At 69.1% G+C, this 22,456-nt stretch carries 21 protein-coding genes; 11 read left to right on the plus strand and 10 right to left on the minus strand.

The features are described from left to right. Positions 1-282: IS3 family transposase (locus BLR21_RS23625; protein ID WP_143027847.1), on the plus strand; the 282-nt coding region annotated here is incomplete at its 5' end. Positions 283-391: 109 nt separating this feature from the next. Here the strand turns inward: BLR21_RS23625 and ftsY are convergent. Further along, the gene (ftsY, locus tag BLR21_RS23630; protein WP_090008392.1) at positions 392-1,660 is read right to left on the minus strand and encodes a signal recognition particle-docking protein FtsY; all 1,269 of its coding nucleotides are present in this window, start codon (positions 1,658-1,660) and stop codon (positions 392-394) included. A 120-nt stretch (positions 1,661-1,780) separates the two neighbouring features. Here ftsY and BLR21_RS23635 point away from each other — a divergent pair, with 120 nt between their 5' ends. Next, a complete protein-coding gene (locus tag BLR21_RS23635; RefSeq protein WP_090008394.1) occupies positions 1,781-2,905 on the plus strand; it encodes an anhydro-N-acetylmuramic acid kinase in 1,125 nt (374 codons plus the stop codon). After that, positions 2,893-4,452: a sodium:solute symporter gene (locus BLR21_RS23640; protein ID WP_090008396.1), complete on the plus strand. Its 1,560-nt coding sequence runs from the start codon at positions 2,893-2,895 to the stop codon at positions 4,450-4,452. Before BLR21_RS23635 ends, BLR21_RS23640 begins: the two co-directional genes overlap by 13 nt. Here the strand turns inward: BLR21_RS23640 and BLR21_RS42680 are convergent. After that, a complete protein-coding gene (locus tag BLR21_RS42680; RefSeq protein ID WP_176929761.1) occupies positions 4,402-5,325 on the minus strand; it encodes a GNAT family N-acetyltransferase in 924 nt (307 codons plus the stop codon). The genes BLR21_RS23640 and BLR21_RS42680 overlap by 51 nt on opposite strands. A 90-nt stretch (positions 5,326-5,415) precedes the next feature. Between BLR21_RS42680 and BLR21_RS42685 the strand changes: the two genes are divergently transcribed. The 4 genes from BLR21_RS42685 to BLR21_RS23660 all read left to right on the plus strand — a co-directional run bounded on the left by BLR21_RS42685 (position 5,416) and on the right by BLR21_RS23660 (position 9,751). Then, the gene (locus BLR21_RS42685) at positions 5,416-5,865 is read left to right on the plus strand and encodes a tetratricopeptide repeat protein (protein ID WP_176929762.1); all 450 of its coding nucleotides are present in this window, start codon (positions 5,416-5,418) and stop codon (positions 5,863-5,865) included. A gap of 128 nt (positions 5,866-5,993) precedes the next feature. Next, positions 5,994-6,332, plus strand: coding sequence for a hypothetical protein (locus BLR21_RS23650; RefSeq protein ID WP_030479697.1), 339 nt, complete (start codon positions 5,994-5,996; stop codon positions 6,330-6,332). Between the two features lie 24 nt (positions 6,333-6,356). Then, positions 6,357-7,070, plus strand: coding sequence for a lysophospholipid acyltransferase family protein (locus tag BLR21_RS23655; protein WP_090008825.1), 714 nt, complete (start codon positions 6,357-6,359; stop codon positions 7,068-7,070). Then, positions 7,067-9,751: an AfsR/SARP family transcriptional regulator gene (locus BLR21_RS23660; protein ID WP_176929763.1), complete on the plus strand. Its 2,685-nt coding sequence runs from the start codon at positions 7,067-7,069 to the stop codon at positions 9,749-9,751. The genes BLR21_RS23655 and BLR21_RS23660 overlap by 4 nt, the downstream gene beginning before the upstream one ends. Positions 9,752-9,809: 58 nt before the next feature. Here the strand turns inward: BLR21_RS23660 and smc are convergent, their stop codons facing one another. Genes smc through BLR21_RS23680 form a run of 4 tightly spaced genes read right to left on the minus strand, consistent with a single transcriptional unit; the run spans position 9,810 to position 14,941 of the window. Next, the gene (smc, locus tag BLR21_RS23665; protein WP_090008402.1) at positions 9,810-13,481 is read right to left on the minus strand and encodes a chromosome segregation protein SMC; all 3,672 of its coding nucleotides are present in this window, start codon (positions 13,479-13,481) and stop codon (positions 9,810-9,812) included. 60 nt (positions 13,482-13,541) lie between these two features. Further along, positions 13,542-14,132 (minus strand): anti-sigma factor family protein, encoded by a 591-nt coding sequence (locus tag BLR21_RS23670; RefSeq protein ID WP_090008404.1) that lies wholly within the window; start codon positions 14,130-14,132, stop codon positions 13,542-13,544. Then, positions 14,129-14,635: a sigma-70 family RNA polymerase sigma factor gene (locus BLR21_RS23675; protein WP_090008406.1), complete on the minus strand. Its 507-nt coding sequence runs from the start codon at positions 14,633-14,635 to the stop codon at positions 14,129-14,131. Before BLR21_RS23675 ends, BLR21_RS23670 begins: the two co-directional genes overlap by 4 nt. 33 nt (positions 14,636-14,668) lie before the next feature. Next, the gene (locus tag BLR21_RS23680) at positions 14,669-14,941 is read right to left on the minus strand and encodes an acylphosphatase (RefSeq protein ID WP_090008408.1); all 273 of its coding nucleotides are present in this window, start codon (positions 14,939-14,941) and stop codon (positions 14,669-14,671) included. 81 nt (positions 14,942-15,022) lie between these two features. On the opposite strand from BLR21_RS23680, the gene BLR21_RS41775 reads away from it, so the two are divergent. From BLR21_RS41775 to BLR21_RS23695, 3 genes are all read left to right on the plus strand, one after another. Beyond that, positions 15,023-15,751, plus strand: a complete 729-nt coding sequence (locus BLR21_RS41775) for a CAP domain-containing protein (protein ID WP_256334894.1) — start codon at positions 15,023-15,025, stop codon at positions 15,749-15,751. 22 nt (positions 15,752-15,773) lie between these two features. After that, positions 15,774-16,250: a hypothetical protein gene (locus tag BLR21_RS23690; RefSeq protein WP_090008410.1), complete on the plus strand. Its 477-nt coding sequence runs from the start codon at positions 15,774-15,776 to the stop codon at positions 16,248-16,250. 128 nt (positions 16,251-16,378) lie between these two features. Next, a complete protein-coding gene (locus BLR21_RS23695; RefSeq protein ID WP_143027849.1) occupies positions 16,379-16,864 on the plus strand; it encodes a hypothetical protein in 486 nt (161 codons plus the stop codon). 162 nt (positions 16,865-17,026) lie between these two features. On the opposite strand, the gene BLR21_RS23700 is transcribed toward BLR21_RS23695, so the two are convergent. Then, positions 17,027-17,707, minus strand: coding sequence for a response regulator (locus BLR21_RS23700; protein ID WP_090008416.1), 681 nt, complete (start codon positions 17,705-17,707; stop codon positions 17,027-17,029). Next, complete coding sequence (locus BLR21_RS23705) at positions 17,704-20,193, minus strand: DUF4118 domain-containing protein (RefSeq protein ID WP_256334895.1); 2,490 nt, start codon at positions 20,191-20,193, stop codon at positions 17,704-17,706. The genes BLR21_RS23700 and BLR21_RS23705 overlap by 4 nt, the downstream gene beginning before the upstream one ends. Positions 20,194-20,523: 330 nt before the next feature. On the opposite strand from BLR21_RS23705, the gene BLR21_RS23710 reads away from it, so the two are divergent. Continuing rightward, on the plus strand, positions 20,524-20,964 hold the full coding sequence (locus tag BLR21_RS23710) for a MarR family winged helix-turn-helix transcriptional regulator (RefSeq protein ID WP_090008418.1): 441 nt from the start codon (positions 20,524-20,526) through the stop codon (positions 20,962-20,964). Between the two features lie 34 nt (positions 20,965-20,998). Here the strand turns inward: BLR21_RS23710 and BLR21_RS23715 are convergent, their stop codons facing one another. Together BLR21_RS23715 and BLR21_RS23720 are read right to left on the minus strand one after the other, a co-directional pair. Next, positions 20,999-22,102 carry an HAAS signaling domain-containing protein gene (locus BLR21_RS23715; RefSeq protein ID WP_090008420.1) on the minus strand — a complete coding sequence of 368 codons (1,104 nt, stop codon included), beginning with the start codon at positions 22,100-22,102 and terminating at the stop codon, positions 20,999-21,001. Further along, on the minus strand, positions 22,099-22,425 hold the full coding sequence (locus tag BLR21_RS23720) for a PadR family transcriptional regulator (protein ID WP_030479709.1): 327 nt from the start codon (positions 22,423-22,425) through the stop codon (positions 22,099-22,101). Before BLR21_RS23720 ends, BLR21_RS23715 begins: the two co-directional genes overlap by 4 nt. Positions 22,426-22,456 lie beyond the last annotated feature (31 nt).

Below are 22,456 nucleotides of genomic sequence, written 5' to 3' on the forward strand. Positions count from 1 at the left end.
CAGGGCCTGCACTACCAGCACCCCACCTGGCGCGCCATCCTCGACAAAGCCCGTCTGCCCCAGTCGATGTCCCGCCGAGGCAACTGCCTGGACAACGCCATGGCCGAGAACTTCTTCGGCCACCTCAAAGCAGAACTGTTCCACCACACCAAGTTCGACACCGTCACCGAGCTCACCACCGAACTCGACAACTACATCGACTGGTACAACACCACCCGCATCTCCACCACACTCGGCGGCCTGAACCCGGCCCAATACCGAGCCCAGAACCAACCCGCCTAACCTCCACTTAGCCAGTCCAACTTCCGGGGACCAGTTCAGGGCAGCGCCCCCAGGGGACGCACGCAACCGCAAGGTCGCCGCCCGCAAGCCAGGGGAACGGACCAGGCGATCACCCAAGCAAAGCATCCACAAACGCCCCAGGCTCAAACGGAGCCAAGTGATCAGCCCCTTCACCCAGCCCAACCAGCTTCACCGGCACCCCAAGCTCACGCTGAACCTGAAAAACAATCCCACCCTTGGCCGTACCGTCCAACTTGGTCAGCACAATCCCGGTAATCGCAACCTGCTCAGCAAACACCCGAGCCTGCGTCAACCCGTTCTGCCCGGTAGTGGCATCCAAAACCAGCAGAACCTCATCCACCACAGCCTGCTTCTCGACGACACGCTTGACCTTGCCAAGCTCGTCCATCAAGCCCTTCTTGGTATGCAACCGCCCAGCAGTGTCGATCAACACCGTGTCAACCCCGGTGTCCACCCCCCGCTTCACCGACTCAAAGGCCACAGAAGCCGGATCCCCACCCTCAGGCCCGCGCACAGTCTCCGCACCAACCCGCTTACCCCAGGTCTCCAACTGGTCAGCAGCAGCAGCACGGAACGTGTCGGCGGCACCGAGCAACACCGTCCGCCCGTCAGCGACCAGAACGCGCGCCAACTTGCCGGTGGTGGTCGTCTTGCCGACCCCGTTGACCCCGACCACCAGCAGCACAGCGGGCTTGCCGGCGTGCGGCAGAGCCTTCAAAGAGCGATCCATCGCCGGCCCGAGAGCATCGACGAGCACGGACCGCACCAACGCCTGAGCCTCAGCCTCGGTCCGCACCCCGGACCCGGCGATCTTCGCGCGCAGCGTCGACACGATCTCGGTGGTCAGCGCCGCGCCCAGGTCGGCGACCAGCAGCGTGTCCTCGACGTCCTGCCACGAGTCCTCGTCCAGGTCTCCAGCACCCAAAAGCCCCAGCAGCGAGGTGCCGAACGCGTTGCGGGACTTCGAGAGCTTGCCGCGCAGACGTTCCAGGCGACCGGCCGTGGGCTCGATCTCCTCGACCTCGGACGCCTCTTCCGGCAGGTCGACCTCGACGAAGCCGCGCTTCGCCGAGTCGCGTGGCACGGCGGCGTCGTCGCCTACTCCCGGCTGGCCGTCTACCTCGGTCCGCTCGGCCACCGGGTGCTCGACGGGCACCGGGGGCTCGGCCACCGCTTCGGGGGCGGCCGGGGTCAGCGAGATCCCGGACGACGCCTGGTATCCGCCAGGCCTCGGCGTCTCCTCCTTCTGGGTCAGGCTGATGCGACGGCGACGCGTCAGCACCACACCGGTCACCAGCGCGGCGATCAGGACGACCGCCACGACGACGAGGATCAGGACAAGGGAGGACGTCGACACGGGCTCATGGTTTCACAGACGCTCATGTGACCTGTCAACCATGTGTTGCTCAATTAGGCGAAGATTTCACCAAAGCACTTGCGTCCCGCCACACTGTGGAATAGACCACACGTCGTGAGGGTGATCGGACTGATTTCCGGCACGTCGATGGACGGTATCGACGTCGCCGTCGCCGACCTGTCGATCCACGGCGACGTCGTCGAGCTCGTGCCGGTGCAGTGCGCCGAGCACCCGTTCCCGAAGGACCTTCTGGAGATACCACGGGACCTCGCCGAAGTGTGCGCCTTCGACACGTCGCTCGGACAGGCTTTCGGCGAAGTCGCCGCCGGGTACCTGCCGGCGGACCTGATCTCCTCGCTCGGGCAGACCGTGCACCACGAGGTGCAGGACGGCGACTGCCTCGGCACCCTGCAGCTCGGCCAGCCCGCCTGGATCGCCGAACGCACCGGTGTCCCCGTCATCGCCGACCTCAGGGTCCGCGACGTGGCCGCGGGAGGCCAGGGAGCGCCTCTCGCGAGCACCCTCGACGCGCTGTGGCTCGCCGGCATGGCGGAGAACGCGATCGCGCTGAACATCGGCGGCATCGCGAACATCACCGTCGTGAGACCCGGAAGCCGGCCCGTCGCGTACGACACAGGGCCCGGCAACGCGCTGATGGACGCCGTCATGGAGGTGCTCTCCCATGGCGAACGGCGCCAGGACACCAACGGCGAGTTCGCGAGCAGGGGCAACGTCCGCGAGGACGTCCTCAAGAAGCTCCTCGCCGACCCGTACTACGCCAAGCCGTGGCCGAAGTCGACCGGCAAGGAGCACTTCAACGCCGAGTACCTCCAGGGCTTCCCGACGGTCCAGGCCGAGGACATGCTCCGCACGCTCGCCGAACTCACCGCCCGCACCATCGCGGACGCCTGCCGCGCGCACGACGCGAGCACCGTCGTCGCGTCCGGCGGCGGGATGCGCAACCCGGTGCTGGTCGAGGCGCTGACCAGGGCGCTCGACCCCATCCCGTTGCAGATCAGCGACTCGCTGGGCCTGCCGCGCGACGGCAAGGAGGCCTATCTCGCCGCGCTGCTCGGATTCCTGACGTGGCACGGGGTCGCGGGCAACACGCCGTCCGCGACCGGGGCGTCCGGGCCGCGGCTGCTCGGCAGCATCACGCCCGGCGCCGGGCCGCTGCGCCTGCCAGAACCCGTCACCGGTCCAGTGACCAAGCTGAATGTGGGGGAGCCGAAGTGCGTGCACTAGACCTCGCGATCATCGTCCTGTTCCTCGTCGGAATGCCGTTGCTCGGCATGTGGATCGGCGGCAGGCAGAAGTCGTCCACCGACTACTTCGTCAGCGAGAAACGCATCTCGTGGTGGGTCGTCTGTCTCTCGGTCGTGTCCGCGGAGACGTCGACGCTCACGGTGCTGAGCGTGCCGGTGATCGCGTACATGGCGACGCCCGCGCAGGGCGGCATGACGTACCTGACGCTCGCGCTCGGCTACATCATCGGGCGCATCATCGTCAGCTTCGTGCTGCTGCCGCGCTACATCGCTGGTGACCTCGTGACGGCGTACGCGTTCCTGGGCAAGCGCTACGGCAACGGCATGCGCGCCACAGCGTCCGTGACGTTCCTCTTCACGCGCCTGCTCGCGGACGGCATCCGGCTCTTCGCGACGGCCATCCCGATCAAGCTGGTGCTGAGCCAGTACGGCATCGACGCGAACTACTGGACGATCATCCTGGTGCTCGGCATCGCGATGGTGTTCTACAGCTTCTTCGGCGGCGTGCGCGCGGTCGTGTGGGTCGACGCCATCCAGATGCTCTGGTACGTCCTCGGCGGCCTCGTGGTGATCTGGTGGCTGTCCGGCCAGCTGCCCGACGGCTGGTTCTCCAAGGCCGTCGACGTCGACAAGTTCCAGGTCTTCGACTTCACCTCGTCACCGCTGACGGGCGCGTACCCGTTCATCGCCGCGTTCTTCGGCGGTGCGCTGCTGTCGATGGCCTCGCACGGCGCGGACCAGCTGATCGTGCAGCGGCTCATGTCCACCAAGGACGTGAAGTCCGCGCAGAAGGCGTTGATCGCCTCCGGTTTCGTGGTGTTCCTGCAGTTCGCGTTCTTCTTGTTCATCGGCGTGATGCTGTGGGCGTTCTACAACGGCGTGGACCCGGTGAAGGACCTGAAGCTCGGCAACAAGGACGAGCTCTTCGGGTACTTCATCGTCAACTCGCTGCCGTCGGGCCTGTCCGGCTTCGTGATCGCCGGCATCCTCGCCGCCGCGCTGTCGTCGTCGCTGGGCGCCCTGGCCTCCAGCACGGTCACCGACGTCTACGAACGCATCCGCAAGACCCCGATGACCGACGCGGAACGCCTGCGCCACGGCCGGCTCTGGACCCTCGCGTGGGCGGGTCTGCTGATCGTCTGCGCGGGCCTGTTCGCTTCCTCGAACAAGACCACGGCGGATCCGATCGTGGTGCAGGCGCTCGGCATCGCCGGCTACACCTACGGCGCGCTGCTCGGGGCCTTCCTCCTCGGCCTGATCTTCAAGCGCGTCACGCAGGTGGACGCGATCATCGCGTTCGTGTCGACGGTGCTGGTCGTCGGTTTCGTGATTCTCGGCGTCAAGTTCGCCGGCAGCACGCCGACGATCTACTTCGGGAAGGCGACGGCCGACCTGAAGTCCCTGACCGGCTGGTGGAACACGCCGCTGGGGGTGGCGGTCACCTTGCTGGTGGGTGGATTGCTGCAGTTGCGGCACTCACGCGGTGTGCCGGTACGAGACGAGCTCGATGTGAAGGCGGAATCCTAGGCGGGCGAACATGTTCTGCGACGACTCGTTGCCCGCGTAGATGGACGCGGCGGCCTGCGGCCGGGCACCGTGGTCCGCCGCGAGCTTCCACAGCAGTTCGGTGACGAGGGCAGCGCCGACGCCCTGACCGCGGACGTCGGGCTCGACGGCCACGAAGTCGACGTAGTACTCCTCGGGCTGGGCTTTGCCCGCGGCGTAGCCGAGCACGCGTTCGCCGTCCATGGCGACGACGACCGTGCGTTTGGCCGGATCGGATTCGACGAGTTGTTTGCCGGACAGGTACGTGTGCGGAAAACATCGTTCGTGCAGGACCGCGACGGCCTCGTGCACGAACCGGTCGGTCGGGAGGACGCGCATCTCACGGTCGCTGGGACATTTCGCGTCCCTGAGCAGCAACGTGCGCAGGTCCCCGTTGTCGAGGATGTGGATGGCGCTCGCCTTGCCGGCGCTGAAGGCGTGCCGTTCGGCGAACGCCGCCAGTCGCCGGTGGGCTGTGTGCCCGTAGAGCTCGAGGTCGGTGATGCCGGTGAGGAGCTCGGCGGCGCGCCGGAACATGGCGTCGGCGGTCTGGTCCCAGATGCGGCTGCCCGCGGGGTGGTTGACCGGTACGTCGACGAACGGTCCGTGCAGCCACGCACGGCCGAGCTCGGCATCGATCTCCACGCTGAGCATGCCGGTGATGTTGTCGTCGGCGTCGACGGCCACCACCGTGCAGTCCGCCCAGGAGGGCTCGAACTCGCCGAGCTCCGCGCGGAGCTCTTCGACTGTCTCACCGAGGTACCCGATGTGGTGTGCCTTGTCGGCCTGGAGCCGGACCAGCAGCGCCATCGTGGCGCCGAGGTCGCCAGGTTCGGCGAAACGGATGTCGTACATAGAAGGAATGGTCACTCGCACGGCCGTTCGAAGCGAGGGAGTTTTCGCCTGTCCCAGGTCACGAACGGTTTGCCCGGTAAAATCGCGCGGATGTCGTCCGTCGGAGAACTCGAAGAGCTGACCGCCAGGAACGCTCAGGCGCAGGCCAGGGCCCATGCGGGCGACTTCAGGGGCGCGGCCGGCGAGTTCAGGGCGCTCGCGAGGGATTTCACGCGCCTGGCGGGTGCGGACGACCCCCGGACCCTCGGCGTTCGCCTGAACCTGGCGCGGGTGCTCGGCACGGCGAAGCAGGCCGGCAAGGCCATCGAGGTCTGCGTGCCCCTGCTGCGCGACCAGGCCCGCGTCCTCGGTCCCGACCACGACGACGTCCTGGAGACCACTCAGCTGCTGGCGAACCTGCGCTACCAGGCCGGTGACGCCGAGGGCGCGGCCGAGGATCTGGAGCGGCTGCTGGCCGCTCTGTCCCGCGTGCTCATGCCCACCCACGACCGGATCGCCAAGGTGAAGCGCGACATCGCGTTCTTGAAGCGCACTACATGACGCACGAGACATCACTCACACCGGTGGGCTCCGCGGCGCTGGTATGCCGTGTCACGAACACCCACGTCGCAGGCGCAACCCCCAGATTCGGGCTTGCAGGGCAGGTGAGGGTGGGGGACTCTTCTACAGTGAGTGAGGAAACGATCCAACTCGATCTCAACGAATCCGGGGTGGCCGTCGACCTGCCCTTGCCGCCGAACAACCGGGACGGTGTCCAGGGTGTTCCGTATCGGCCGGTCGAATTCCGAGACGATGATCTTCCGTCAGCTCTGGAACGCGCTGCCGCCTGGTTGCGGCAGACCCAGGACTGGCTGGGCGAGCCCGTGGACGTGATCGCAGTCCATCTCGACTACGACGACACCCACGGCAACCCGTACTACGACCTCAAGCTGCTGTGCAACGACGAGGATCTGGCGGGCGTGCCAAAGATCATGCGAGAACACGAAGGGGCCGCAACCGGTCAGTAGCTTCCTACGCTACCGTTCGGAAGCATGTCGGATCGCGTATATCCCCCGGTGATCGCCGCAGCGAAGCTCATGTTCAAGGTGCTCGACCTGCGGATCACCGTCGAGGGGGCGCACCACGTTCCCCGCACGGGTGGGGCGGTGCTGGCGTCGAACCACGTCAGCTACCTCGACTTCATCTTCGCGGGCTTCGGCGCGCATCCCTCGGGGCGTCTCACGCGGTTCATGGCGAAGCACGAGATCTTCGCCAACAAGATCGCAGGCCCGCTCATGCGCGGCATGCACCACATCCCCGTCGACCGGAGCGCGGGTCAGGGCTCCTACCAGCAGGCCCTGTCCGCGCTCCGCACCGGCGAGGTCGTCGGGATCTTCCCCGAGGCCACGATCAGCCGTTCGTTCACGATCAAGGACATCAAGTCCGGCGCGAACCGCCTGGCGCACGAGGCCGGCGTGCCGATCATCCCCGTCGCGCTGTGGGGCACCCAGCGCCTGTGGACCAAGGGCCGTCCCAAGAACCTGACCCAGCGGCACGTGCCGGTCACCATCCTCATCGGCGAGCCGTTCGAGCCCTCCCCCGGCGACTCCGGCGACGACGTGCTGCGCAAGCGGATGCAGGAGCTGCTGGACACGGCGCAGGCCTCCTACCCGAACGAGCCCGGTGCCTGGTGGGCTCCGGCGCACCTCGGCGGCACCGCGCCCACCCCGGAACAAGCGGCACGGCTGGACGCGCGCGGCGCGTGACGCGGTTCCGCCTGCTCGGCGAGGTGACGATCGACGGCCGTCCGCTCGCCACCTCGCACGCCAGCGTGCTCACCGTGCTGTCGGTGCTGCTGATCAACGTGAACCGCGTGGTGCGGACCGAACAGCTCGTCGACGACCTCTGGGGTGAACGGCTACCGGCCAAACCGCGCGACGCCCTCTACAGCTACCTCTCCCGGCTGCGCGCCGCTCTGCCGCCGGACATCTCCGTGCGGCAGCGCTCGGGCGGCTACGTGCTGCAGGCCGATCCCGGCTCGGTCGACCTGCACCGGTTCCGCGCGCTGGTCGCCACCGCACGGGCGGACGACCAGGACCGGGTCGCGACGCTCACGGAGGCACTGGCGCTGTGGACGGGCGAGCCCTTCACCGGTCTGACGGCACCGGGACTGGAGGCGACGCGGCCCGCGCTCGCCGCCGAGCACCTCGCCGCCCGGCTCGACCTGCACGACGCGCAGCTCCGGCTGGGCCGGCACGCGGAACTGCTGCCCTTACTGCACCCGTTGGCCGAAGAGCACCCGCACGACGAACGCCTCGCCCGCCAGCTGTTGCTCACGCTGACGGCGTGCGGGCGGCAGCACGACGCGTTGTGCCACTACCACTCGCTCCGGGAGCGCCTCGCCGACGAGCTCGGCGTCGATCCCTCGCCGGAGACCCGGCAGGTCTACCAGCGGATCCTGGACGGACCACCCACGACGTCCGCGGTGCCCCGCGAGCTCCCGGCCAGGCCTGGTCACTTCAGCGCCAGGGCCGCGGACCTCGCCGCGCTCACGGACGCCACGGGCGAGGGACCTGTGGTGATCAGCGGGCCGGGCGGCGTCGGGAAGACCGCGCTCGCCCTGTCCTGGGCGCACGACCACCTGGACCTCTTTCCCGACGGCCAGCTCCACCTCGACCTCCTCGGGTTCACCCCGTCCGGTGAACCCGTGCCGGCGGCGGACGCGTTGCAGCGGATGCTCGCCGGCCTCGGCGTCACCAGCGTGCCCGACGGCGTCGACGCGCGGGCGGCGTTGTTCCGCAGCACGGTGGCCGATCGGCGGATGCTGCTGGTGCTGGACAACGCGGCCGACAGCGCCCAGGTCACGCCGCTGCTGCCGGGAACGGCGTCGTGCTCGGTGCTGATCACGAGCCGCGACCGGCTGTACGGCGTCATCACGGCCGTTGGGGCGCGGGCACTTCCGCTCACCACGCTGTCCGCTGAGGACTCCCGGCTGCTGCTGGCCGAACGGCTGGGCACCGCGCGGCTCGACGCGGAGCCGGTGGCCGTGGACGAGCTGCTCACGTGGTGCGCCGGGCTGCCCCTGGCGCTCAGCGCCGTCGCCGGCCACGCCCGGATGCGGCCGGGCTTCGGGCTCGCGGTGCTCGCCGACGAACTACGGGACGAGTCCGATCGCCTGCAGGCCATGGACTTCGATGATCCGGTGGCGTCACTGACGGTCGTGCTGTCCTCGTCGTACCGGGCGCTGGAACCCGATCACGCCCGCACGTTCGGCCTCCTGGCAGCCGCTCCGGGTCCGGACATCAGCCTGGAGTGCGCGAAGGCGTTGACCGGAAACCCTCGCGTGCGCGGCGATCTCCGCACGCTGGAACGGGTCTCGTTGGCCGAAGAGCACCTCCCCGGCCGATGGCGGATGCACGACCTCGTGCGCCTCTACGGCCAAGCAAACGCCGCTCCGCCAGACCTGAGCGAATCGTTGAACCGGCTGACCAACCACGTCCTGCACACCGCCGCCGCGGCCGACCGCCTGATCCTCTCCAGCCGCAGACCGATCACGCTCACGCCGTGCTTCACCGTGCCGCTCGCGTTCGAGGACCGGGCGGCGGCGGTGGCGTGGTTCGACGCGGAACACCGCACGGTCCTGGCACTCCAGCGGGTCGCTGACGACACCACGTCCTGGCAGCTGGCGTGGGCGCTGGACAGCTACCACCAACTCGGCAGGCGCCACATGGACGACTTCGTCGCGGCATTGCGGCACGGTCTGGCGGCGGCGCAACGACTGAACGACCCCACCGCGCTCCTCGTCCTGCACCTGCTGCTCGGGAAGCAGCGCCTGAATGTCAACGCCTTCGCGGAAGGCGAGCGTCACCTCCGCGCGGCACTCGTGTTCGCGGAGGCGCAGAACGACCGGTGGCGCCGGGTCGCCGCACTGATCACGCTCTCGCACGTGCTGCAACAGCAGGGCGATCCGCTGGCAGGCCTGGAGGTCGCGCTCGACGCGCTCACTCTGACGCGCTCGCTGGGAAGCCCCGCCTGGGAAGCGGAGGCCATCACCACCGTCGGTCTGCACGCGACGAAGGCGGGCAAGTTCGACGTGGCCGAGGAGCACTGCCGGGAGGCCCTGACGACGAGCATGGCTCTCGGCGACCGCGAGGCCGAGGCGATGAGCCGCGCGACCCTCGGCTCCGTTCTGCACGCGACCGGACGGCACGCGGAGGCGCTGTCGTCGCTCGGCGCCGCGGCGGCACTCTTCAGCGAGCTGGGCAGCAGGTTCCAGGAGGCGCTGGCGGTGGAGCAGATCGGCGACACCCTGCTCGCCCTCGGCAGGACCGCCGAGGCGGGCGAGGCCTACCGGCGGGCGCTGCCGCTCGTCGAGCAGCGCCAGGACTCGTCGCTGGCGTCCCGGCTGCGGCTCAAGATCGGTGCCAGGTCCGCGCAAGATCGCTGACAGGTCCGTCCGGCAGAGCGGGCGCGAGGCCGGTTCAAGCCTGCCCCGACCGCCCTTCTCAGGCCTCTGTTTCCGCCGGTCCAGGCGAAGTATCAGCGGTTTCGACGGGCTCCGCCGCCGCGACTGGTTCGGCCACCGCGGCGGGTTTCGCACGCGCGGGCTCGTCACCCGTCGTGCGCAGCCGCTGCGAGATCACCTGCGAGATGCCGTCACCGCGCATCGAGACGCCGTACAGCGCGTCCGCGATCTCCATGGTCGGCTTCTGGTGCGTGATGATCAGCAGCTGTGACCGTTCCCGCAGCTGCTCGAACAGGCCGATCAGCCGGTGCAGGTTCGTGTCGTCCAGCGCGGCCTCGACCTCGTCCATCACGTAGAACGGTGAGGGGCGGGCGCGGAAGATCGCGACCAGCATCGCGACCGCTGCCAGCGACTTCTCGCCGCCGGAGAGCAGCGACAGGCGCTTGACCTTCTTGCCGGGCGGGCGGGCCTCCAACTCGATGCCGGTGGTCAGCATGTCGCCGGGCTCGGTCAGCACCAGGCGGCCTTCGCCGCCGGGGAACAGGACCTTGAAGACGATCTCGAACTCACGCGCCACGTCCTCGTAGGCCAGCGAGAAGACCTCGAGGATCTTGTCGTCGACCTCCTTCACGACCGTGAGCAGGTCGCGGCGGGTGTCCTTGATGTCCTCGAGCTGCGTGGAGAGGAACTTGTAGCGCTCCTCCAGCGCGGCGAACTCCTCCAGGGCGAGCGGGTTCACCTTGCCCAGCAACGACATGTCGCGCTCGGCGCGCTTGGCGCGGCGGAGCTGGGTGTCGCGGTCGTACGGCATCGGCTGCGGCTCGGAGACCTGCTCGCCGCGTTCCTTGGCGGCCTGGTACTCGGCCATCTCGGCGGCCGACGCGGGCACCATGACGTCGGGGCCGTACTCGTTGGCAAGATCTTCCAGCCCGATGCCGAAGTCCTCGGCGATCTTGGTTTCCAGCTGCTCGATGCGCATGCGCTGCTCGGCGCGCAGGACCTCGTCGCGGTGCACGGCGTCGACGAGCTTCTCCAGCTCGCCGGACATCTCCCGCACCAGGCCCCGCACCTGGGTCAGCAGGAGTTCGTGCTGCGAACGGCGTTCCTGGGCCTGGTCGCGCTCGCGGGCGGCACGGGACAGCGAGATCTCGATGCGTTCCAGCGCCTGCTCGCCGCCGCGGACGACGGCCTTCGCGACCACGGCACCACGGGCGCGGTGCTGGGTGGCGCGGGCGTGGCGTTCGCGGGCCTCACGCTCGGCGCGGGCGGCACGACGGAGGCCCTCTGCCTTGCCCTGCAACGCCCGTGCGCGCTCTTCCGCGGTGCGCTGCACCAGACGCGCGTCCATCTCGGCCTGGCGGGCCTCAGCAAGCTCCGCGGCCAGCGCGTCCCGCTGGCCGGTGTCCGGCTCGTCGTCGAGGGTCTGCTCCTCCTCGGCCATCAGCAGCCGCTCTTCGAGCTCGCCCAGCTTCATCAGGGCTTCCTCGCGCGACCGCTCGACCCTGGCACGCTGCTCGGAGATGCGGTTGACCTCGGCCTGCGCGGACCGCACGGCCGTGGCCATCCGGTTCAGCCGCTCGCCGGAGCGGGCCTGGCGGACCTTGGCCTCCTGCATGGCCTCCTTGACCGCGTCGAGCACCTTGCGGCGGGCCTGCTGCTCGGCACGGGCGCCTTCGAGCGCGGCCGTTGCGTGCTCCAGCGCCCGTTCCGCGGTCGCGAGCTGCTCCTGTGCCTCGTCGACGGCGGCCTGCACCTCGATGACGCTCTGGCCCTGGGCACCCGAGCCACCGACGGCCCAGTCCGTGCCGAAGAGGTCGCCCTCCCTGGTCACCGCGCGACCGTCGAACCCGGCCGCGGTGTCCAGATCTCCCACCACAGCAAGGCGATCGAGCGCGCGAGCCAACGCCGGACGCAACGCCTCGGGCGCGTGCACGACGTCGATCGCCCACCTCGCGCCGTGCGGCAGGTTGCCCCACCGCGAGGTGTCCACAGTGGATCCGGGCGAGCCGATCAGCACGCCGGCGCGGCCGCCGTCCTTCTCCTTCAACAACTTCAGGGCCGCGAGCGCGCCGTCACCGGACGACACCGCGACGGCGTCGGCGATCGGGCCGAGTGCCGCGGCCAGCGCGACCTCGTAGCCGGGTTCGACGGTCAGCAGCGCGGCGACGGAACCCAGCAGGCCCGGCACGTCCGACGCGAGCAACGCGCCCGCGCCGTCCTTGCGCGTGAGGCCCAGCGAGAGTGCGTCGACACGAGCGCGCCACGACGCGATGTCGCGTTCCGCGGTGCGTTCGGCCTTGACCAGTTCCTCGACGCGCTGCCGTGCCGCGTCGTTGGACTGCACGGCCTGGTGGTGGCGTTCGTCGAGGCCGTGGTCGTCCTCGTCCTCGGTGCCGGTGATCTCGCGGGCCTCGGCCAGCTCCATCGACGCGTACTCGGCGCGTTCGGACGCCTCCGACAGCGTGACGGACAGGCGTTCGATCTCCTCGGCGGTCGCGTTCGTCTTGCTGCGCAACGCTTCCACCTGACCGGACAGGCGGGCGAGGCCCTCCCGGCGGTCGGCGATCGCGCGGACGGCGGCGATGTGCGCCTTCTCCGCCTGCGAGACCATGCGTTCCAGTTCGGCGCGCGTCTCGACGGCCTCGGCCAGCGCGATGCGGGCCTCGGTCACGCCTTCCTGGAGCTCCAGCTCCATCTCGGCGGTCTCCTCGGCCTCGCGGTCGAGGTCGTCGGGATCGCGGCCCCTGCTGGGCGCGTCCACGTCCGCGGACAGGTGGCGGGCTCGTTCGGCGGCGAGGCGCACGGTGCCACGGAGGCGTTCCTCCAAAGCGGACAGCCGGTACCAGGTGTCCTGCGCGGCCTGGAGCTTCGGCGAGTCGGCGGCGACCCGCTCCTCCAGCTCGTTCTGCTGGTACTGCGCCGCCTGCAACGACTTCTCGACCTCGGCGCGGCGAGCGCGGGCCTTCGCCTCGTCGTGCTCCTCCTGCGCGATGGCCTCGCGCTGCGTCACCAGGTCGTCGGCGAGCAGGCGGAGTTTGCTGTCGCGCAGCTCGGACTGGACGACCTGCGCGCGGCGGGCGATCTCGGCCTGCTTGCCCAGCGGCTTGAGCTGGCGGCGCAGCTCCGCGGTGAGGTCGGTGAGGCGCGTCAGGTTCGCCTGCATCGCCTCCAGCTTGCGCAGCGCCTTTTCCTTGCGCTTGCGGTGCTTCAGGACGCCGGCGGCCTCTTCGATGAACGCGCGCCGTTCCTCCGGTTTGGACTCGAGGATCGCGGCGAGCTGGCCCTGACCGACGATCACGTGCATCTCGCGGCCGATGCCGGAGTCCGACAGCAGTTCCTGGATGTCCATGAGGCGGCACGAGTTGCCGTTGATCTCGTACTCGGTGGCGCCCTCGCGGAACATGCGGCGGGTGATCGACACCTCGGTGTACTCGATCGGCAGGATGCCGTCGGCGTTGTCGATCGTCAGCGTCACCTCGGCGCGGCCCAGCGGCGCGCGGCCGGACGTGCCGGCGAAGATGACGTCCTCCATCTTGCCGCCGCGCAGGTCCTTGGCACCCTGCGTGCCCATCACCCAGCGCAGCGCGTCGAGCACGTTGGACTTGCCGGACCCGTTGGGGCCGACCACACAGGTGATGCCGGGCTCGAAGCGCAGCGTGGTAGCCGAGGCGAAGGACTTGAAGCCCTTCAGCGTCAGGCTCTTGAGATGCACGCGGGGCAGAGTACCCAAACGCTTGCGGGTGATGCGGGACGCGGGCCTTGACCTGCGCGTCTATGGACGGAGAGTAACCAACAGCCCGCTTTCGTCCGACACCTCCAACCGGTCGATCTGGTCGACCCGGAACGACGTGGAACCGGGAATCCGCTCGTCAGGCCCGTGATCGGAACCCCACCAGCCCCCGACCTCACGCTGCCCTTGCCGGTCGAACACGATGACCTTGCAGCGCGCGCCCGGTTTGACCTCCTCGAGCTTGAACCACATCTCGGTGCCCCAGGACTTCTGGACCATCGAGACCTCGCCGTTCACCCCGGTGCCGGGGTTCTCGGCGGCCCAGGTCGGTGGCGGTGGGGCCTGCAGGAACACGATCCCGCCGGCCAGCGCGAGCGTCACCAGGACGGCCGCGCAGACCAGCACCACCCGGCGGCGGCGGTCCGGCCTGGGCGGACGGGAGGGGATCTCGTCGAGGTTCTCGACGTCCTCCAGGGTCAGGCGGCCGAGCAGCCCCGGCAGCGGGGCCAGCCGCAGCATCTCGGCCTGACAGCAGTCGCAGCCGCCGAGATGACGTTCGAACGCGGCACGTTCGGAGAGGTCGAGCGAGCCGAAGAGGTAGGCGCCGACGTCGACGGTGTGCTGGCAGCTCACGCCTCGGTCACCCCTCTTTCCTCCAGTGCGTCGCGCAGCGCCCGCAGTGCGTAGAAGCAGCGCGACTTGACGGTGCCCGGCGGGATGCCGAGCGTCCTGGCGGCCTCCGCGACGGTGCGGCGGCGGTAGTACAGCTCGATGACGACCGTCCGGTGCTCGGGCGTGAGCGCCCGCAGCGCCGACGCGATCTGCCACGTCTGCAGCACGTGTTCGACCTGGTCGCTGACCGGTGGGAGGTCCACCGGTTCGAGCGGAACCTCGGTCGCGCGTGCGTTGCGGCGGCGGTAACCCGAGATCACCAGGTTCTTGGCGACCGTGTAGAGCCACAGCGCCGCGTCGTCCGGTTTCAGATCCTCGTGGTTGCGCCACGCGCGGAGCAGCGTCTCCTGCACGACGTCCTCTGCCTGCTGGTAGTCGCCGTCGACCAGCCGCAGCACGTAGTGCAGCAGCGGGCCCCGCCAGCGGTCGTACAGCTGGATGAGGACGTCTTCTGAGGAGTCCACGATTCCCTACTACGCCGGCTCTCGGAGAACGGTTCAGCGCTCGACGAACCCGGTCAGGTCGCCCCTGGCATCAGACCACTGCTCACCGACAGAGTCGACGTGTCCGGGGGTTTCACCCGAACGGAGAGCTTTCAGCAGTTGTTCACACTTCTCCCGCGGACCCTCGGCAACGACCTCGACCCGGCCGTCCGGCCTGTTCGAAGCGCTCCCGACCAGGCCCAGTTCTAGTGCCCTGGTTCGCGTCCACCAGCGAAAACCAACGCCCTGAACCCGTCCTCGCACCCACGCGTTTAGTCGCACGTCCACCTCCGAATGGTTGCGTAGTCACACCAGGTGACTGAAGACGCACTCTGGGGTTGTCACCCATTAGTGGTACGGTCCCGACCCGTGAGTGCCCGCAGCCTCTTACTCGGCCTGCTGATCGGTGCAACCGGTATCGGCGGTCTCGCCATCACCGGTACCTCCCCTCTCGGCATCGGCTCCACCAATGCCGCGCAGCAGGAGAGCACCGACCCAGCGAACCAGTTCGGAACGGGCAACGCCGCCGCACCCAACGGTGGCAGGCAGCCGTCCGGCGGCGACACCAGTGACGGCACGTCCGCGCCTCAGACGACCTCCTCGGTGCCCGCCACCTCGACGACGACCGAGACGCCTCCTTCCACGCCTTCGACGCCGGCTGCCCCGTCCACCACGACGCCACCCGCCGAGGCGCCGAAGCCGCCCGCCCAGACACAGCCGCCCACCGGCCAGACGCCGGAGCAGGCCGTGCTCGCGCTCGTGAACGACGCCCGTGCCGCGAAGGGCTGCAAGGCCCTCGTGATCGACGACCGCGTCACGACCGCCGCGCAGGCCCACAGCACGGACATGGCGACCAAGAAGTACTTCTCGCACACCTCGCAGGACGGCAGGACGTTCGACGTCCGCATGCGCGAGGCGGGTTACCCGAAGCCGGGCGGCGAGAACATCGCGATGGGCTACCCCACCGCCGCCGCCGTCGTCGACGGCTGGATGAAGTCCACCGGCCACCGCGAGAACATCGAGAACTGCACCTTCACAACCATGGGCGTGGGCCTGGACACCCGCGGTAACTACTGGACCCAGAACTTCGGCCGCTGACCGTTCGAGCAGGGGAAACTTCGTGTACGAGAGCCCGGAACCGGACTCGCGCCCGCGCATCTTCCGAGGTGCACCGCAAATCGTCCTGGCCGCCTCAGGCGTCGTGCTGGCGACCGTCTTCGCCGCCGTCGCCTCCCTCGCCGCGGGTTCGAACACCGCGAACGAGTCCCCGGCGACGCAGCCGCCGCGCAAGGAGGCCGGGCGCGACGCCCTGAGCATCGTGCCGACGACCGCGCCGTCCTCGACCGTCGAGCAGACGTCGTCGGCCGCGGAGACCACCACCACCTCGGCGACCACGACGCCGAAGAGGCAGACGCGGGTCACGACCATCACGCGCGCTGACGGCACCACGACGACGGTGACGACCGACGACCCGCCGCCCAGCCCACCGTCCAGCCCGGACAAGCCATCGACGCCCTCGACGCCCCCTTCGACGCCGTCCACTCCGCCGTCCGACCCCAACCCGCCGGGGTCGTCCTCAACGACGCCACCGGCCTAGAGTTACGCCAGTCACCGCCCAGTGACGCAGTGCTACACGAAGGTGTGGCGTAACTGAGGCGTTGGTTCGTTTCCGCCGATAACTCGAACACAAGTCCATCCGACCGGGTTTCCCCCGAGGAGCGAGTGGTGTTCGAGGAAGATCATCCGCAGTCACCGGCCGAGGCCCCGAAGAAGCGCGTGGGCACAGCCGTGCTGCTGGCCGCGGGCGGTGTGGTCGTCGCGACCCTGTTCGCCACGGTGGCGTCCATGCTCGCCGCGTCCGGCCGCGAGGCGAGCCCTGAGCGCACGGGGGCCGACGTCGTGCAGACCGTCACGAGCGTGGCACCGGACGGCAGCACCAGCACCGTCCTGGTCACGGTGTCCTCCGACGCGCCGTCGTCGGTCAAGCCCGACCGCAGGCAGGCCGCGCGCCCGCAGGAGCAGCCGAAGCCAGGCACGCCGGAGCAGCCGCAACTGACCACCGACCCGGCGCAGCCGACGCAGACGCAGCCGGAGAGCACCCCGCCGCCCCACACGGAGCCGCCTTCGTCCACGCCTCCTTCGTCGGCGTCGTCGGCCACGCCGCCGTCGTCCACACCGTCGAGCACCGGCGCGCCAGATCCGAAGCCCTAGTGGTGTGGCCCGGAACGTTGCCGGGGGAATTCGTGGTCAGACGGGTGCATCGTGGTGTCGCCCCCACGTCCTCGTACTGGTTGTACGGGGCGTGGGGGCGGCGCCGCGAGGCGGCCTGCTGAGCATGGATTACCTCGCCAACGTTCCGGGTCGCGCCACTAGCTAGGGCTCGAACCGGTAGCCCATGCCCGGCTCGGTCAGCAGGTGCCGCGGCCGGGCGGGCTCCGGTTCCAGCTTCCGCCGCAACTGCGCCAGGTACACCCGCAGGTAGTGCGTCTCCTTCTCGTACGCGGGCCCCCACACGTCCCGCAACAGCTGCTTCTGCGCGACGAGCTTGCCCGCGTTGCGCGCCAGCACCTCCAGCAGGCCCCACTCGGTGGGCGTGAGGTGCACCTCGGCGCCGTCCTTGAGCACGCGCTTCGCCGCCAGGTCGACGGTGAACGAGGCGGTCTGCACGATGGGCTCGTCCTCGGGGCCGGTCGCGGACGAGCGGCGGACGGCGGCGCGCAGCCGTGCGAGGAGTTCGTCCATGCCGAACGGTTTCGTCACGTAGTCGTCGGCGCCGGCGTCCAGGGCGTCGACCTTGTCGGCCGAGTCGGTGCGGGCGGACAGGACGATGATCGGCAGGGTGGTCCAGCCGCGCAGGCCCGCGATGACGTCGGTGCCGTCCATGTCGGGCAGACCGAGGTCCAGAACCACCACGTCCGGTTTGCCCTCCGCTGCCACACGGAGGGCGGTGGCGCCGTCGTGGGCCGTGAGGACCTCGTAGCCCCTGGCCGACAGGTTGATCCGCAGGGCGCGCACGATCTGCGGCTCGTCGTCGACCACCAGTACTTTTGTCACGCGATCCTCTCCTCGGCGGGGAGTGAGATCACCACGGTGAGGCCGCCACCGGGTGTGTCCTCCATGGTGATCGTGCCTCCCATGGCCTCGGTGAAGCCCTTCGCCACGCTCAGACCGAGACCAACGCCACCCGGCGTGCGGTCGCCGAGGCGCTGGAACGGGGCGAAGACCTGGTCCGCGGTGCCGCTGGGCAGGCCGCGGCCATGGTCGACGACGCGCAGTTCCACCTCGGAGCCGTGGGCGGAGGCGCGCACCGCCACGGCTCCGGCGTAACGCACGGCGTTGCCGACGACGTTCGCGATCACCCGTTCGAGCAGGCCGATGTCGGCGCGCACGGGCGGCAGTGACTCCGGCACGTCGACCTCGACGTCGCCGGCCTGGCCGACCAGTGCTCGTGCGACGGCCTCGTAGTAGTCGACGGCGCGGAACTGCGGCTCCACGGCGCCGGCGGCGAGGCGGGAGGAGTCGAGCAGGTTGTCGACGAGGCCGGTCAGGCGGTCCGCCGACTCCTCGACCGCCTCCAGCAACTCGGCGGTGTCGGTGTCCGACAACGTCAACTCCGGGTCGCGCAACGAGCCGACGGACGCCTTGATCGAGGTCAGCGGCGTGCGGAGGTCGTGGCCGACGGCCGAGAGCAGCGCGGTGCGCAGTTCCGTGCGGGAGGCCTGGCGCTGGGCTTCGAGGGTCTGCTCGGCCATGCGCTGCTGCCTGAGCGCGAGCAACGCCTGGCCCGCGGCCGCCTCCAGGACGCGGCGGTCGGACGCGGGCAGCGAACGGCCGCGCAGCGCGAGGTGCACGTCCGGCGTCACGGCGATGTCGACGTCCGCGTCGTCGGGCTCGTCGCACGGGCCGATGCCTGCGCACGCGACGCGCTCCCACGAGCCGTCGACACGTTCCAACAGCGCGACGGACGTGAGGCCGAAGTTCTCCTTCACCTTCTCCAACAGCCGTGCGAGCGGCTGCGGGTTCGTCAGCACGGTGCGCGCGTACGACGCAAGGAGCGTGGCCTCGGTGCGAGCGCGCGCCGCTTGGGTCGCACGGCGCGCGGCGTGGTCCACCACCAACGCCGTGGAGACGCCCACGATGATCATCGCGAAGAAGGTGAGCACGTTCTGCTGCGCGTCGATGGTGAACGTGTAGAAGGGCTCGGTGAAGAAGAAGTTCAGCAGCAGCGCGTTGATCAGCGCGGCGGCCATCGCGGGGCCGAGCCCGCCGACGATCGCCACGACGAGCGTGACCAGCAGATAGCCGATGACGTTGGTGGAGAAGTTCAGGCCGCCGCGCAACGACACCCCGGCGGCCGTGACCAGCGCGGGACCGGCCACCGCGAGGAACCAGCCCAATGCGAGCCGGCTCGGCTTCAACGGACTGCCGGCGAACCGGGCGCGCCAGCCGGTGGTCGTCGCCGGATGCGTGACCATGTGGACGTCGATCGGACCGGACTCCTGCACGACAGTGGAGCCGATGCCAGCCGAGAACACGCGCGCGAACCGCGAACGGCGCGAGGTGCCGACCACGAGCTGTGTGGCGTTGACGCCGCGTGAGAACTCCAGCAACGCCGTCGGCACGTCGTCGCCGACAACGGTGTGGAACGTGGCACCGACATCCTCGGCGAGCTTGCGGTACTTCTGCAGTGAGTGCGGATCAGCCCCTGCGAGGCCATCGCCGCGAAGCACGTGCACGACAAGAAGGTCGCCACCCGCGCGCGTGGCGATGCGACGCGCGCGACGGACGAGCGTCTCGCTTTCCGTGCCGCCGGTGATGGCGACGACGACACGTTCGCGCGTCTCCCACGTGTCGGTGATCTGCTGTTCGGCCCGGTAGCGCAGCAACGCGACGTCGACCTGATCGGCGACCCAGAGCAACGCGAGTTCGCGCAACGCGGTGAGGTTTCCGACGCGGAAGTAGTTGCCGAGCGCGGCGTCGATCTTGTTCGCCGCGTAGACGTCGCCGTGGGCGAGCCTGCGACGCAGAGCTTCCGGCGTGAGGTCGACGAGCTGGATCTGGTTCGCTTTGCGCACGACCTCGTCCGGCACGGTTTCCGTCTGCGGGACGCCCGTTATGCGGTGCACGACGTCGTTCAGGGATTCCAGGTGCTGAATGTTGACCGTGGACAGCACATCAATCCCGGCTTCGAGGAGTTCCTCGACGTCCTGCCATCGTTTTGCATTACGGGACCCAGGTGCGTTCGTGTGCGCCAGTTCGTCGACGACGGCGACCTGCGGAGCACGGGCCAGCACGGCGTCGACGTCCATCTCGGTGAGTTCGACGCCACGGTGCCCGGAGCGCCTGCGCGTGACGATTTCCAGGCCTTCGGCCAGTTCAGCGGTCTTCGCACGGCCGTAGGTCTCCACGAATCCGACGACCACGTCCGTGCCGCGTTCCCGCCGGCGGTGCGCCTCACCGAGCATGGCGAACGTCTTGCCGACACCGGGAGCGGCGCCGAGGTGGATGCGGAGCTCGCCACGTCTGGGTTTCGGACTCACCGGACCAGTCTGCCCCTGACCGGAGGTGGACCGTTCGGGGGTACGCGCTGCGCCACACGGGCAAACGAGTGCGCCTTCCCACAGTTCTGACAGCAGATCTGTCTCGTTGAATCATGCTTCAGCCCGGCGCCCGTTCGAGTGAGCTTCGCTACGCTTTTTACGCTGTTTACCAGCGCATTTAAGTGTGCCGGACGCGCACCGTGACACCTCGCGTCACCACAACGGCCGAATGGGTTATCGGCAGTTGGCGGATAGCGCGCGGAGCGTGAATGAGGGAAAGTGCCAGGGTTCGTGTCCGAATTCGGACAATCACATGCGCGCGGAGAAACGATGCCCACCACCGTCACCAACCACGAGGCACTTCAACTCGTGGTGGCCGTGCACCGGCTGGTGCGAAGTCTTCGACAGGCCGCTCCGGCCCGTCGTTTGCAACCCACCCAGTTATTGGTGCTGTCAGAACTGAGCGCCCACGGCCCGATGCGGATCGGCGAGATCGCCGTACGCGCGCTGTGTTCTCAGCCGACCGCTACAACCGTCGTGACCAGCTTGGAGTCCACCGGCCTCGTCCGCAGAGAGCCTGACGCCGCCGACGGCAGAGCGACGATAGTCGTGCTCACCGAAGTCGGCCGCGAGACGATCCTGTCGCTCGCTCACGGCGAAGCCGAACTATTGAGTGAAAGAATGTCCGAACTTTCGCCAGAAGACCGAGAACACCTGCGCTCGGCCATGCCGGTTTTGCGCCACCTGGCTGATCCGCAGCAGAACAAGTAGGAGCGGGACCCCCCGACGGGTCCCGCTCCTACGATTAGTTGCTGGGTGACACAGAAGTCGGTGGCACCGAGCTCGGAGTCGCGCTCCCAGAACTCGGCGGAGCCGTACTCGACGTTGATGACGGAGCGGTCACGGTCGGTTCCACTGTGTAACAACGGCCGTTTTCGTAGTCGACCTGCGGCCGTGGATAGCGGTTAGCGGGAATGACCGGCTCACGGCCGTTGCCGGGCTCGAAGCAGCCGGTGTAGCCCTCCCGCGCGTTGATCGGCCTGCCGTCCTGGTCGTACAGCGTCACGTTCGAGAGCAATTTGCCGTTCTCGTCGTACACGTAGATGTTCTCGTACGTCTGCAGGATGGGTCCTGAGTACGAGGACGGTGACGACTTGTACGCGAGCTGATCAGCCGTCGTGTCGATCACCTGCAGGAGCAGTCCGACCGCCAGCGCGGAGGCCGGCAGACTGAACCACAGCCAGCGCCGGTCGACCTTGGCGCGCGGCCCGGCGAACACCGACACCACGGCGACGGCGGCGATCGCGAGGAACCCGAGGATGTCGCGACCGGCGAGCAGCACGGCACCAAGACCGAGCAACCCGGCCCGCGCCAACCACCAGGCGGGCTGCAACGACCTGAGATAGGTGATCGCCCGCTCGGCCGGCGTACCCGGCTCCGGCGTCAGCCACTTCTTGAGCCTGATCGTCTCCGGCAGGTTCATGATCTCCTGCTGCGCGGGCCCCCGGTCGTTCACTAGAGCCAGGCTCAGCACGAGGATCACCGCGGGCAGAAGCAGAATCGCCGGCTCCCGCAACGCCGCCGCCCCCGCGAGCAGCGTGATGCCGGTGGCCGCCGCCAGCCCCCAGGCCGCGGCCCTGGGCCGGGTCAGCAGCTGCTTCTTGGTCGTGACCGGCAGCCGTTCGGTCCGCGGCGGGTACCCGGCGGCCTGCCGGAGCTCCAGCGCGTACTGCTCGGGCGGCCCGAGTCGCTGCTCCAGGGTCTCGTTCTCACCGAGCTCGGACGACAGTTCGGCGATGTGCGCCTCGACGTCCTCCATGATCTCGGCGACCTCGTTGGGCGGCAGGTCGTCGAGGGCGGCACGCATCCCGGTCAGGTAGTACTCGACACCGAGCGCTTGCGTGTTCATGCTGCGACCTCCTCGAGCAGGCCGTCCAGCGTGCTGGCGAACGACCTCCACGTCTCCCTCGACTCAGCCAGGCGCGCCCGCCCGGTCTCGTTGATGCTGTAGTACTTGCGGTGCGGTCCCTCTTCGGAGGGCACAACGTACGAGGTCAGCATCCCCGCGCTGTAGAGCCGCCGCAGCGTTCCGTACACCGACGCGTCGCCCACTTCGTCCAATCCCCCGGCGCGCAGTCTGCGCAGCACGTCGTACCCGTACCCGTCGTCCTTGCGGAGAACCGCAAGGACGGCCAGGTCCAGCACCCCTTTGAGCAGTTGACTGGTGTCCATGGCCCCCTCCGAAGCTCTTACGCTGTGGACA

The sequence above is a fragment of the Lentzea albidocapillata subsp. violacea genome, from assembly GCF_900100275.1.
Classification (GTDB): Bacteria; Actinomycetota; Actinomycetes; order Mycobacteriales; family Pseudonocardiaceae; genus Lentzea; species Lentzea violacea.